Origin of the sequence: Enterococcus sp. S22(2020) (assembly GCF_020295385.1) — a bacterium.
Classification (GTDB): domain Bacteria; phylum Bacillota; class Bacilli; order Lactobacillales; family Enterococcaceae; genus Enterococcus_L; species Enterococcus_L dunnyi.
The window spans coordinates 530,497-543,170 of sequence record NZ_JACFUD010000004.1 but is presented as its reverse complement, the minus strand read 5'-3'; the positions used below and the strand labels follow the sequence as shown (position 1 = coordinate 543,170).

The 12,674-nt window shown below is 38.2% G+C and carries 11 protein-coding genes; 1 reads left to right on the top strand and 10 read right to left on the bottom strand.

Features of this window, described 5'->3' with window-relative positions; genetic code table 11:
* Positions 1–362: 362 nt before the first annotated feature.
* From H3T55_RS11090 to H3T55_RS11070, 5 genes are all read right to left on the bottom strand, one after another.
* The gene (locus H3T55_RS11090; RefSeq protein WP_176372852.1) at positions 363–1,880 is read right to left on the bottom strand and encodes a HAMP domain-containing histidine kinase; all 1,518 of its coding nucleotides are present in this window, start codon (positions 1,878–1,880) and stop codon (positions 363–365) included.
* Positions 1,877–2,563 carry a response regulator transcription factor gene (locus H3T55_RS11085; protein ID WP_087641517.1) on the bottom strand — a complete coding sequence of 229 codons (687 nt, stop codon included), beginning with the start codon at positions 2,561–2,563 and terminating at the stop codon, positions 1,877–1,879. The genes H3T55_RS11090 and H3T55_RS11085 overlap by 4 nt, the downstream gene beginning before the upstream one ends.
* 148 nt (positions 2,564–2,711) lie before the next feature.
* Complete coding sequence (gndA, locus tag H3T55_RS11080) at positions 2,712–4,133, bottom strand: NADP-dependent phosphogluconate dehydrogenase (protein WP_087641516.1); 1,422 nt, start codon at positions 4,131–4,133, stop codon at positions 2,712–2,714.
* Positions 4,134–4,367: 234 nt separating this feature from the next.
* Complete coding sequence (gene rpmF, locus H3T55_RS11075) at positions 4,368–4,547, bottom strand: 50S ribosomal protein L32 (protein WP_069634653.1); 180 nt, start codon at positions 4,545–4,547, stop codon at positions 4,368–4,370.
* A gap of 60 nt (positions 4,548–4,607) precedes the next feature.
* A complete protein-coding gene (locus tag H3T55_RS11070; protein WP_087641515.1) occupies positions 4,608–5,174 on the bottom strand; it encodes a YceD family protein in 567 nt (188 codons plus the stop codon).
* 157 nt (positions 5,175–5,331) lie between these two features.
* On the opposite strand from H3T55_RS11070, the gene H3T55_RS11065 reads away from it, so the two are divergent.
* Positions 5,332–6,111: an ABC transporter ATP-binding protein gene (locus H3T55_RS11065; protein WP_225534503.1), complete on the top strand. Its 780-nt coding sequence runs from the start codon at positions 5,332–5,334 to the stop codon at positions 6,109–6,111.
* Between the two features lie 75 nt (positions 6,112–6,186).
* Here H3T55_RS11065 and recQ read toward each other — a convergent pair whose 3' ends face one another.
* From recQ to H3T55_RS11040, 5 genes are all read right to left on the bottom strand, one after another.
* Positions 6,187–7,956: a DNA helicase RecQ gene (gene recQ / locus H3T55_RS11060; protein WP_225534502.1), complete on the bottom strand. Its 1,770-nt coding sequence runs from the start codon at positions 7,954–7,956 to the stop codon at positions 6,187–6,189.
* Positions 7,957–8,234: 278 nt separating this feature from the next.
* Positions 8,235–10,070, bottom strand: a complete 1,836-nt coding sequence (typA, locus tag H3T55_RS11055) for a translational GTPase TypA (protein WP_225534501.1) — start codon at positions 10,068–10,070, stop codon at positions 8,235–8,237.
* 182 nt (positions 10,071–10,252) lie between these two features.
* Positions 10,253–11,023, bottom strand: coding sequence for an inositol monophosphatase family protein (locus H3T55_RS11050; RefSeq protein ID WP_225534500.1), 771 nt, complete (start codon positions 11,021–11,023; stop codon positions 10,253–10,255).
* A gap of 4 nt (positions 11,024–11,027) precedes the next feature.
* A complete protein-coding gene (locus H3T55_RS11045) occupies positions 11,028–11,306 on the bottom strand; it encodes a UPF0223 family protein (RefSeq protein ID WP_087641510.1) in 279 nt (92 codons plus the stop codon).
* Positions 11,307–11,346: 40 nt separating this feature from the next.
* The gene (locus H3T55_RS11040; RefSeq protein ID WP_225534499.1) at positions 11,347–12,615 is read right to left on the bottom strand and encodes a voltage-gated chloride channel family protein; all 1,269 of its coding nucleotides are present in this window, start codon (positions 12,613–12,615) and stop codon (positions 11,347–11,349) included.
* Positions 12,616–12,674: the final 59 nt, after the last annotated feature.

Below are 12,674 nucleotides of genomic sequence, written 5' to 3'. Positions count from 1 at the left end.
CTCCATTAGTTTATCAGGTTGTTTGTTATTTGTCAACAACTTTCTTCCTGATTTTCCAATGTTTTAATTGCTTTTTTCATCAGCAACTTTGTTATTCTATCATGAATTACTTTTATTCGTCAAGAAGAAATTTTACTTTTTTCTCAACAAATTTCTAGTAAAGAACATCAATCAGAACATGTATAAATATAACAATACTTATCATAAAATGCAACTAGAAAATGCCTAAATTTCGTTCTTTTTTTTCTTAGCGAACAAATTTAGATAACTTCAAATCAGCATTCGGTTTTTCTGCTACATTCATCATATATAGCTCTCAATTATTCGGCTAATTACCCAAAAAAAGTAGGTGCTTTTCGCACCTACTCGTTGTCTTCACTATTTTCTACTATTGGAATATGGATTCTGAATATCGTTCCTTGATGAATGACACTTTCAGCATCGATTCTTCCTTTATAATTTTCCACCAATTGCTTGGCGATTGACAATCCTAATCCATTACCGCCTTTGTTTCTAGCTCTGGCTTTATCTACTCTATAAAAACGATTAAAAATTTTATCGAGTTCATCTTCTGAAATTCCTTCTCCAAAGTCCTGAATTGCGATTTCAAATTCATTTAGTGTTTTAGAGATCGAGATATGGACTTCTTTTCGAGTTGTAGAGTATTTTACCGCATTATCTAAAATAATGATCAGCAATTGTTCAAAGTGATTACGATAAATCCCTAACTTAACTTCATGCAGTAAATCATCATCCAGTGTGATCACAAAATCAGGATATAGAAGTTTGAAGTTATTAAACACCTGATACACGACTTGTTTAGCGTTAGTTGTGTGATTTGGGTAGAGTGTATCTACTTGTTCTGCACGAGATAAATCCAGCATTTCTTGGACAAGGCTTTTCATTCGAGTGATTTCCTGTAAACTAGCCTCTAAAGATTCATCTAAAACCTCTGGATCTTCTTTTCCCCAACGATTTAATAGATTTAAATGTCCCTCGATAATCGCGACTGGTGTCCGCAGTTCATGAGAAACGTCTTCTACAAATTGTTCTTGTTGTTCAATATAGCGTCTCATCCGATCTAACATTTCATTAAAGATTTCAGCAAGATCCGCCAACTCGTCATTTGAGTGTATGTCCGGCATGTGAATACTAGACTGCGGATTTTTTCGAATCGTATCCATAGTATCTCTCAGTACTTTCAAAGGTTTCAAGAAATAAGAAGATAGTAGGAATCCTAATACACTGCTAAGTATCAGTGAAATGACTTCCAGAATGATTAAGGTCAGCAGCAAATGATTTTTAATTGCGTAAAAAGAAGACAGCTCATAGAAGGCTTGAATATAACCAGTTTTTTCTCTTGTACTCTTTGAATACACAGGTTGGATGATCAAGTAACCTGTTTTATCGTTTAATGTCTTGATCTCTGCCTTCTGCTTTCCTTTTTTGACCAACTGATTCTGTGCTTTTTGGGTTTCAAAAAGTAATGTTCCTTCCGGATCAAATACAGATAAGAATAGTGCCGGTTGTCCTAGCTCTGAAAGCATGCTGTCCATCTCCATCAACGAACCTTCGACTGAAACTTTTTTGTTGTCCAGATCATTTGTATCTAAGCTTGGCGTTTTTAACTTTTCATAGACCTCCGATACAGTCAAATCAGCTTCAACATTAGCCAAACGATTCCCCACTTCGGCAACCGTCCTTTCAGCATTCTCCCGTTCTTTTTGAACAATGAGGCTAACAGATGTCTTATATGTAATAACAGCGAATATCGTAAAAACAACGAATATGAAGAAAGAACTTGCAAAGGCCCACTTGATCGTCAAAGAAGGCCCCTTCAGTTCTTTTCTTTCTATCTTTTTTGATTTTAACGGTCTCACGAGCGCATCACATATCCTGTTCCACGAACGGTTTGGATATAGCTTTCTTCGCCAGGAACATCAATTTTATTACGCAAATAGCGGATATAAACATCAACTACGTTCGTTTCAACTTCTGTTTCATAACCCCACACTTTGTTTAAAAGAACATCTCGTGCTAAAACAACATTGACATTTTCCATCAATGTCAAAAGCAGCTCATACTCACGTTTAGTCAATTCTATCATCTCAGAATTACGGCGAACGACGCGATTTTCTTTTTCAATCGTTAAGTCACGATATGTAATTGTTGTTTGTTTCGCTACATTTTTATCTCCTTCGATATCGATACGACGAAGCAATGCACGTAAACGTGCCAAAAGTTCTTCAATTGCAAATGGCTTTACGATATAGTCATCGGCACCATGATCTAAACCAGATACACGATCGATCACAGAATCACGAGCTGTCATCATGATGATCGGCGTATTTTTTACTTGGCGGATTCTACGGCAAACTTCAAGACCATTTAATTCCGGCAACATCAAATCTAAAAGAATGGCATCCCACTCATCATTCAAGGCTGCTTCTAAGCCTGTACGTCCATTATAGTGAACTTCTGTCGTGTAACCTTCATGTTTTAATTCAAGCTCTACAAAACGAGCTAAGTTTTTTTCATCTTCAATAATAAGAATATTACTCATTGGTTATTTTTCCTCTCTCTTTAAAAGCTATCTTAAAGCCTACCTATTATACCCACTTTTATCTTAAAAAGCTAGCAACAACCTATTTTCACTTCGTAACAGAGAGAAAACCATGAGAAAATTCTTAATCCCATGGCTTTCGAACATATTATTCTTCGTTATACCAGCTATAGTGGTATGTTCCTTCTTTATCAGTACGTTGATACGTATGAGCTCCAAAGTAATCTCTTTGTGCCTGAATGATGTTTGCAGGCAATCTTTCTGAACGATAAGAGTCATAGTATGCAATAGCTGAGGCAAATGTTGGTACTGGTACGCCAGCCTGTACAGCAATCGAAACAACATCACGTACGGATTGCTGATATTTTTTTGTAATATCGATAAAGTAGTCATCTAAGAGTAAGTTCTCAATCGTTGGGTTTTTATCATATGCATCTGTAATTTTTTGTAAAAACTGTGCACGGATGATACATCCCGCACGCCAAATTTTTGCAATGTCACCGAATGGCAGATCCCAGTCATAATCTTCTGATGCAACACGCAGCTGAGCAAAACCTTGAGCGTAACTCATGATTTTACTGAAATAAAGTGCTTCGCGGATTTTTTCGATCAATTCTTTCTTATCTCCTGAATACACTGCTTTTTCAGGTTTTGCTAATACTTTACTAGCTTTTACACGTTCCTCTTTATATGCTGAAATAAAGCGGGCGAAAACAGACTCCGTAATCAGTGGTAACGGTACACCTAAGTCTAAAGAGCTTTGGCTTGTCCATTTACCAGTTCCTTTATTCCCAGCAGCATCTAAGATAACATCAACGATTGGTTGTCCTGTTCCTTCATCATCTTTACGTGTCAAAATATCTGCAGTGATCTCCACAAGATAACTATCTAATTCACCTTGATTCCACTCTTTGAAAATCTCAGCCATTTCATCTACAGAAAGACCAAGGATATTTTTCATAAGATCATACGATTCTGCAATCAGCTGCATATCTCCGTATTCGATACCGTTGTGGACCATCTTCACATAGTGACCAGCTCCGTTAGGACCGATGTATGTCACACATGGTTCACCATCTTCCGCTTTTGCAGAAATCTTTTCTAAAATAGGAGCGACTAATTCGTATGCTTCCTTCTGCCCACCAGGCATGATCGAAGGTCCTTTTAAAGCACCTTCTTCACCACCTGAAACACCAGTTCCGATGAAGTTGATTCCAGAGTTCGCTAATTCTTCATTTCTACGAATCGTATCTTTGAAGAATGTGTTTCCGCCATCGATCAAAATATCGCCTTTATCTAAATGAGGTAATAATTCTTGGATCGTTGCATCAGTCGCAAAGCCTGCTTGAACCATCAACATGATACGACGTGGTTTTTCAATAGAATCTACAAACTCTTCGATCGTGTATGTTGCTTTAAAATTTTTATCAGGGTGCTCTTCAACAACATCTGTTGTTTTTGATCCTGTACGATTAAATAGAGCAACTGAATAGCCTCTACTTTCAATATTCAATGCTAGATTTTTTCCCATCACGGCCATTCCGACTACGCCAAATTGTTGTTTTGTCATCTTGTATCCTCCTACTGTCTTTGAAAAGAAATTCATTAGAAGTTTCTTATAATCTACATTATTATAACGTAGAATGATTGATATGAAAACAAAAATAGTTCGATTACGTTCATTTTTATCGTTTATGTAAAATTCTAGACATTTCTTCTTCGCTCAAAAACACTTTCTCATAAAATAAATCCCCTAGGCTCCATGGTTAGCCTAGGGGATTTGGAACATTTTCAAAAAAATGTTTTATGCTTCTTTAGAGACTACGTCTTTTCCATCGTAATGACCACATGCTGGACATACGTGATGGCTTTTTCTCATTTCACCACAGTTTGAACATGCATTCAAACCTTTGATTGTTAATTTGTAGTGAGTACGGCGTTTGCCCTTTTTAGCTTTTGAAGTTCTTCTAGCTGGTACTGCCATTGGTGTTCCACCTCCTTGTAAAGATGTGTGCAGCGAGTGCACGATATATTCCAATCTTACTTAGTCATCATCGCTATCTGCTGTTTCGTTAAATAACTCAGATAATTTGGCAAGACGAGGATCCGTTGTTTGTTGTGCTTCTGTTTCTCTTTTTTCCAAGTATGCTTCTTCTGACAAAACTTCCCAATCATTTCCTTTAGGCATGTCATTGCTTGTTTGTTCTTCTTCTGTCAACACTTGAATCGGTATCGCTAAAAGAATGTTGTCTTCTACAGATTCGTCTAAATCGATCGTCGGCTTCTCCAACAAAATGATTTCTTCATCTGATAAACGATCATCTTTGTTTTGATATTGTTCTTGTGTCATAAACACTTCGTCAACATCAATCACCATACTTAGCGGAACAGGAGTTAAAGAACGTGAAGATGGCACCGTTACAATAACATCGATTCGATAATGAATCAAATACTCCTCTTTGCCAACTGATAAGATTCCAGTCGTTTTTACAGGACTAACATCCAAAATCAAATGATCCCGCTTCATCAATGATGCTTTTAAATCTAATGTCTCCGAGAATTCTAATGGATTGTCTTTGTATTTATTTAGTTCTAGTAAAGACCATTTCATATTCATCACCTCTTAACGCAACAAAAGCAATTATACAGGGGGATGAAAGCTTTGTCAATGAAATTTTCTTGACAGTATTTTCTTCTTTCACTTTTTTTCAGCTGAGTCTCTTCTATTCTTAATTTTTAATGGTAAAATAAACCAAAGGAGGAGTTATATGAATGCATTCAAATTTGAACATGTCTCTTTTATTCGGGATAAAAAGACACTGTTAAATAACGTAACTTGGTCCGTTGATTCATCTGAAAATTGGGCCATTTTGGGATTGAACGGTGCAGGCAAGACGTTGCTTTTACAATTGATTTGCGGTTACCTTTGGCCTTCATCCGGGAGGTTGGAAGTCTTAGATGAAGTTTTTGGGCATACCTCGATTCCAGAGCTACAACGAAGGATCGGCTGGGTCAGCACTGCTTTGCAGTATCGAATGAAAAATTGGGAAACAGCTGAACGCATCGTTTTATCTGGTAAATTCGCCAGTATCGGCATCTACCAAGAGTATACAGACGAAGAGTTAGAGGAAGCTAAAATGATTTTGATTAACGCTGGCGGTGCTTCATTGATCGGAAAAAAATATGAAGTGCTATCTCAAGGCGAACGACAACTTGTGTTGATCTCTAGAGCTTTGATGGCACATCCAGAATTATTGATTCTAGATGAACCTTGTAACGGGCTTGATTTATTTGCACGAGAAAAACTACTGAATCAAATCCAGCAAATCGCAACTCAAAAAAATCATCCAACTTTGCTTTATGTGACACATCATACAGAAGAGATCCTTCCTTGTTTTGAACATTTGATGTTATTGAAAGACGGAGAAATTTTTGCAAAAGGCGCTCGTGACAGCCTTTTTAACGAAAAAAACTTTACTGACTTTTATAATGAACCCATTCAGATCGTTTCTTTAAAAGAAGATCGTTTTGCAGTCTACCCCAAATAATTGGAATAATGAGTGTTTAGCTTGATCAACTAAAGTGCATTTAGTCTATTTCGCGCTTTAGTTGATCAAGCATTTTTAATTTTCTTTTGAAAAAGCTGTTATAGCCTCAATAAACTGTTCACCGTACTTATCCAGCTTGTTTTGACCTACTCCTTTTATTTGAAGCAGCTGAATCGAATTTTTAGGTCGTTTTTCACACATTTCTTTTAAGGTGCTATCTGAAAAAATTAGATACGGCGGAACACCAGCATCCTGTGCTAAATCCAATCTTAGTCCTCTCAACACTTCAAACAATGCGTCATCTACAGCTGCAACTTTCCTTACGCGCTGATCTTCTTTTCTAAAAACCGTTTGTTTGCCTAATAACACCTGAACACCAGTAGGAGAAACAGATAACAACGGGTATTGTCCGTCAGATGGTGTCAAATATCTTTCTGCAGTGAGGTAGTCGATGAGCTGAGTGACTTCCTTTTGGGTACGATCTTTCATTAGTCCATAGGTCGGTAAACGATGGAAATGCCACTGATCGATTTTTTGATCCTTTGAACCCGTCAATACTTTACCAACCAACCCTTTACCAAATTTTTCTCCCATACGTTTGACGCAGGACAGGACTTTTTGAGCATCGACTGTCACATCGACTAATTCTCGTTCATCTAAACAATTGGAACAGCGACCGCATTCTGTTCCCTGCTCACCAAAATAACGTAAAATGAATTGCTGTAAACACATTTGAGCATTGGCATACTGTGACATTTCACGCAGCTTCATATATTCTTTTTGCTTGTAGTCGATCGTCATCTCAGATTGATCGATAAAAAACTGCTGGATTTGCAGATCCTGAGGTCCGTATAACAATACAGCATCACTTGGCAGCCCATCACGACCAGCACGACCAGCCTCTTGATAATAGGACTCAATATTCCCTGGAATTTGAGCATGGATGACAAACCGTACATTACTTTTATTGATCCCCATACCAAATGCATTTGTAGCAACCATCACCTGTATTTTGTCAAATAAAAATTCCTCTTGATTATGATTTCGATCACTCTCATTCATGCCTCCGTGGTACATACCAACAGCAATTTTCTTACTTTTCAATAAATGATAGATCCGTTCTACTTCTTTTCTAGTGCTTGCATAGACAATTCCCGACTGATCTTTGTTCATCTTTAAGTATTCCAGCAAATAAACGTCGCGGTTTTGATCTTTCACTACTTGAAAGGATAAGTTTTCACGGGCAAACCCTGTTTGAACTTGATTCAGTTTTGGTATGTGTAATTGCTCTAAGATATCTTCTGCAACTTGAGGTGTCGCTGTAGCAGTCAATGCAATGACTGAAGGCTGTTGCTGAAATTGTTCGATGATTTCAGCTAAACGTAAATAGCTAGGACGAAAGTCATGTCCCCATTGCGAAATACAGTGTGCCTCATCCACAGCCAGTAAATCGATGGGTACATGTAAAAGCAGCTGCTGAAAATCAAAAGACTCTAAACGTTCTGGTGCCACATAAAGAAGTTTGACTTTTCGATCTACAGCTAGTTGAACTCGTTTGTTCATCTCTTGCTGAGAAATCGTGCTATTGATAAACGTCGCAGGGATCCCCATCATGTTGAGAGCATCGACTTGATCTTTCATCAAGGAAATCAACGGCGAAATCACTAAAGTCAAATTCTCTAAAGCAAGAGCAGGCAGTTGATAGCAAATCGATTTGCCGCCGCCTGTGGGCATGATCCCTAATACATTTTCTTTATTTAAGACATGATTGATGATTTCTTCTTGACCTTGACGAAAATCATCATAGCCAAATTTTTCTTTTAATAGTGCTTTTATGTCAATCATGTGGTTCGCTCCATTCTTTGTATATGACAGTTATTTTAGCACGCCCTATCTTGCAATTCAATAAAGGATCGTGGTTCACCGTGAAACAAATCTGTTTTCGTGAAACATATTTATCCTTAACTCTTTTTCAAAAACCCTTATTTACCAAGCTTTATAAAATAGTATACGCACTTTTTTAGCTTTCCATTTAGAGTTATCCACAAAAAAAGATGGGACACAACAATCATTGTCATGTCTCATCTAATTTCGTGTAGCTAAGAAATAGTCAAACGACGAGTTTATTCTGCTACTTTTTTCTTTTTACTTGCTTTTTCACGTTCGTTTTTGTTTAAAATTTGTTTTCTTAAACGGATGCTTTCTGGTGTTACTTCACAGTATTCATCATCATTCAAGAACTCTAGTGATTCTTCTAATGTAAGTTTTTTAGGTTTTTTGATCACTGATGTTTGGTCTTTAGTTGCAGAACGTACGTTGGTCATTTGTTTAGCCTTCGTGATATTTACTGTTAAGTCATTATCACGGTTATTCTCACCGATGATCATTCCTTCGTAAACTTCAGTTGTTGGTTCTACAAAGACTGTTCCGCGTTCTTCAATACTCATGATACTATACGTAGTTGCTTTACCTGTATCGATAGAAACAAGTGCGCCTTGGTGACGTCCACCGATCGTTCCTTGGATCATCGGTAAGTATTGATCAAAAGTATGGTGCATGATTCCATAACCACGAGTCATTGATAAGAACTCAGTTGTATAACCGATCAAACCACGAGCTGGCGCTAAGAAAATCAAACGAATTTGACCATTCCCAGTATGGATCATGTCTTGCATTTCACCTTTACGTTGGCTTAATGATTCAATGACACTACCCATATATTCTTCCGGTGTATCGATTTGAACACGTTCAAAAGGTTCACATTTTACACCTTCGATCTCACGTTCAATAACTTCTGGACGAGATACTTGTAATTCATACCCTTCACGGCGCATATTTTCGATCAAGATCGACAAGTGCAATTCACCACGACCAGAAACAGTCCAAGCATCTGGAGCAATTGGTTCTACGCGTAGTGATACGTCTGTTTGTAATTCCGCCATCAAGCGTTCTTCGATTTTACGCGCTGTGACAAATTTACCTTCCCGACCGGCAAAAGGAGAGTTATTTACTAAGAATGTCATTTGTAATGTTGGTTCGTCGATGTGTAGAATCGGTAAAGCTTCTTGATGTGCTACATCAGCAACTGTTTCTCCAACGAAAATATCTTCCATACCAGAAACAGCAATCAAATCCCCAGCTTTTGCTTCATTGATCTCAACACGTTGTAAGCCGAAGAAACCAAAGATTTTCGTTACACGGAAATTTTTCACGCTGCCATCTAGTTTCATCAAAGCAACTTGATCGCCAACTTTCATTGTGCCGCGGAAAACACGACCAATACCAATACGTCCAACGTAATCATTGTAATCTAATAATGAAACTTGGAATTGTAATGGTTCATCTGAGTTATCAACTGGAGCTGGTACATGATCGATGATTTGATCAAAAATCGGCGCCATAGTTGGTTCTTGGTCTTCTGGGTTATCTGAATTACTTGAGGTTCCATTTAAAGCTGATGCATATACAACTGGGAAATCCAATTGATCATCATCTGCACCTAATTCGATAAATAATTCTAAGACTTCATCCACAACGTGCTCAGGACGAGCAGATGGTTTATCGATTTTATTTACTACAACGATCGGTGTTACTTTTTGTTCTAATGCTTTTTTCAATACGAAACGAGTTTGAGGCATCGTTCCTTCGTAAGCATCGACAACTAAGACTACCCCATCGACCATTTTCATGATACGCTCTACTTCACCACCGAAGTCCGCGTGTCCAGGAGTATCTAAAATATTGATGCGTGTGCCATTATAATCTACGGCTGTATTTTTGGCTAAAATCGTGATCCCACGTTCACTTTCGATCGCATTTGAGTCCATCGCACGTTCTTGCAGCTGCGTATGTCCATCTAATGTTTGCGATTGTTTTAATAATTCATCCACCAAAGTTGTTTTCCCATGGTCGACGTGGGCGATGATTGCTACGTTTCTGATATCTTCTCTGTATTTCACTGTAATTGCTCCTTATCCTTTAGCCTTACGTCACTTGTTCATTAAATCCGACTGTTTATTATAGCAAACTTTTTTCATGAAATATAGTCTAAAGCTTTCAAAAGTTGTGAAAACTTCATGATTTTCTTGCTATTTTCTGAAAAATAGCACATTATTCGCTAAAAATCAACCTCAGACTTCGTTTACTTATCTAAAAAGTTTGTTCTAATTTCATTATATGCCTTTGGAGTTGCTGCTAAAAAGTACTCGCGACCAGAAAACGATAAGTCTTCTCCTTCTATAGTAGAGTAAAGAAAATTGAATTCCTCTAGTAAAACCAATCCAGCTGCATAATCCCAAGGGCTCAAATTAGAGACATAACCAATATGATTGCCTTTTAACATGGCGATCAACTCGATACCTGCACAACCACTCACACGTACACCCATCGAAGCATGTCCGATTTCTCTAGCACAGTGGATATTTTCACCAAACATGTAGGCATTCATCCCAAGTAAGCCAGCTGATAGTCCTAAATTTTGCGGCTGTATCAGCTTTTGTTCTCCCAGGAACACACCGATCCCTTTTCCGCCCCAGCATAACTCATCTTTCATCACATCATAAATAAACCCTAGTTTTCCGATCCCATCTTCAAAAACAGCGATCATGATACAAAAGTTTTCCTGCTTCATCACAAAATTCATCGTACCGTCGATTGGATCGATGATCCAGACGCGGCCTGCTAGAGAGTCGATTGTGCTGTACCCTTTTTCTTCTGCCAAAATCTTATCAGCTGGATACTGTTCTTTGATTTTCTTGATCAGCAATGCCTGAGTCTCCTCGTCAATATTCGTCACTAAATCTGTCCGCCCTGATTTTTGCGAAACAGCCATCTCAGTTGATAAACTAGTTTTGATAAACACAGCGGCTTCTTGCATCCATCCTTTGATTTCAGTAATCATTTTTTCTGTCATCCTCTTAATCAGCTCCTAGTTTCAATCTGCCTGTCTGCTGTCTTTTCGCTTGCTGAACCGTTCTATATAATGAATATCCTGAGACTTTTTGAAATTCATTCCCTAAGCGTTTTTCTTCGCCAATGCTTTTGACAACAGTTTTGAAACGTTGATAGGTTTGTAAAAACTCTGCTGTCTCCATCCCAGTTTCGTTTGCCTGTTCCACTGCTGACCACATATTCGTCACGATGACCATCTCATCTGTGGTCCAGTCCAAATCTAAAGGGTATTGATAATCTTTCATGTCTTCACCTCTTCAACTAGTATAGCATATCTTCATGAAATCACTTTTTCCGCCGTTCTTGCCAGTTTGTCCATAATGGTAAAAACAACACTCCTTTTTCAACACCAATTCGCTGTGCAGAATAGATTCCAGCATTTCCAGAACACATGTAGCTCACTAGACAAATCATGAAAAAGAAAACAGCAGCGTCACTGCCAAAAAGTTCGATCCCCATAATAAAGCAAGCAATAGGAGTATTGGTCGCTCCTGAGAAGACCCCAATGAAGCCCAGTCCAGCTAAAAACGGAATAGATAAATGGAGGACCACAGCCAAGCTGCTGCCTAATGTTGCACCAATTTCAAATAGCGGTGTCACTTCTCCACCTTGATATCCAGCTCCCAATGACAACACAGTGAAGAAAAGCTTCCCTATCCAATCAAACCAATAGCTTTCTCCATTGAACGCATCTTTTAATAACGGTAAACTCAAGCCAAGATAACGTTGTGTTTGTAAAACTAAGACGACAATAACAACAACCGCACCGCCAATAAAGTTTCTCAAAACAACATTTTCGATCCAATTTGCATAAATCTTCTTGATAAAAACGATGGAACGGCTAAACAGCCAGCCTGCTAAGCCAAAACAAATACCAGCTGCAAAAACTTTTATGAATACTAGTGGTGTCCAGTCTGGAATTTGCCCCATGTTATAGTGTGTATGTGTAACGCCCAATGATTCTGTTACAAAATTTGCAAAAAATGCTGCAAAAAAACTTGGAAAGATGGCGTCTGATCTTAATCGGCCAATCACCAACACTTCCAAGCCAAAGACCGTACCAGCTAGTGGTGTACCGAAGACTGAACTAAAACCAGCACTGATCCCGCTGATAATAACGATTTCTCTTTCTAATTTATCCAAACGAAACAAACGTCCAACTGCATTGGCAACTGTTCCACCCATTTGGACAGCCGTTCCTTCACGTCCGACAGAGCCACCGAATAAATGAGTCGTGATCGTTCCGAATAGCGTTAGCGGGATCAACCGTAGAGGAATATTTTCTGCTCCACCATTTGCTTGATCGATCACAAGATTATTTCCTCTGACTGCATTCCCTCCATATCGCTTATATAAAAAGGCAAACACAGCTCCACTAAATGGCAATAGAAACAATAGCCACGTATGATTCAATCTTGTTGTGGTCACTAGATCTAAACTTTTCAAAAAAAAGGCAGATAGTATCCCCATTATTAGTCCGATTAACGCAGAGATCACGAGCCATTTCGCCATATGAACGCTTATTTTTATTGGCATTTTCAATTCACTTTCCATACTTTCAACTCCTCAATCAATGTTGACTATCCTCTATCATACTACCTTTCTATGACATA

Excerpts from the sequence above, each read along its gene's own strand:
- H3T55_RS11085 (WP_087641517.1), bottom strand. The coding sequence starts at position 2,563 with ATGAGTAATATTCTTATTATTGAAGATGAAAAAAACTTAGCTCGTTTT.
- gndA (WP_087641516.1), bottom strand. The coding sequence starts at position 4,133 with ATGACAAAACAACAATTTGGCGTAGTCGGAATGGCCGTGATGGGAAAA.
- rpmF (WP_069634653.1), bottom strand. The coding sequence starts at position 4,547 with ATGGCAGTACCAGCTAGAAGAACTTCAAAAGCTAAAAAGGGCAAACGC.
- H3T55_RS11070 (WP_087641515.1), bottom strand. The coding sequence starts at position 5,174 with ATGAAATGGTCTTTACTAGAACTAAATAAATACAAAGACAATCCATTA.
- H3T55_RS11065 (WP_225534503.1), top strand. The coding sequence starts at position 5,332 with ATGAATGCATTCAAATTTGAACATGTCTCTTTTATTCGGGATAAAAAG.
- recQ (WP_225534502.1), bottom strand. The coding sequence starts at position 7,956 with ATGATTGACATAAAAGCACTATTAAAAGAAAAATTTGGCTATGATGAT.
- H3T55_RS11050 (WP_225534500.1), bottom strand. The coding sequence starts at position 11,023 with ATGACAGAAAAAATGATTACTGAAATCAAAGGATGGATGCAAGAAGCC.
- H3T55_RS11045 (WP_087641510.1), bottom strand. The coding sequence starts at position 11,306 with ATGAAAGATTATCAATACCCTTTAGATTTGGACTGGACCACAGATGAG.
- H3T55_RS11040 (WP_225534499.1), bottom strand. The coding sequence starts at position 12,615 with ATGGAAAGTGAATTGAAAATGCCAATAAAAATAAGCGTTCATATGGCG.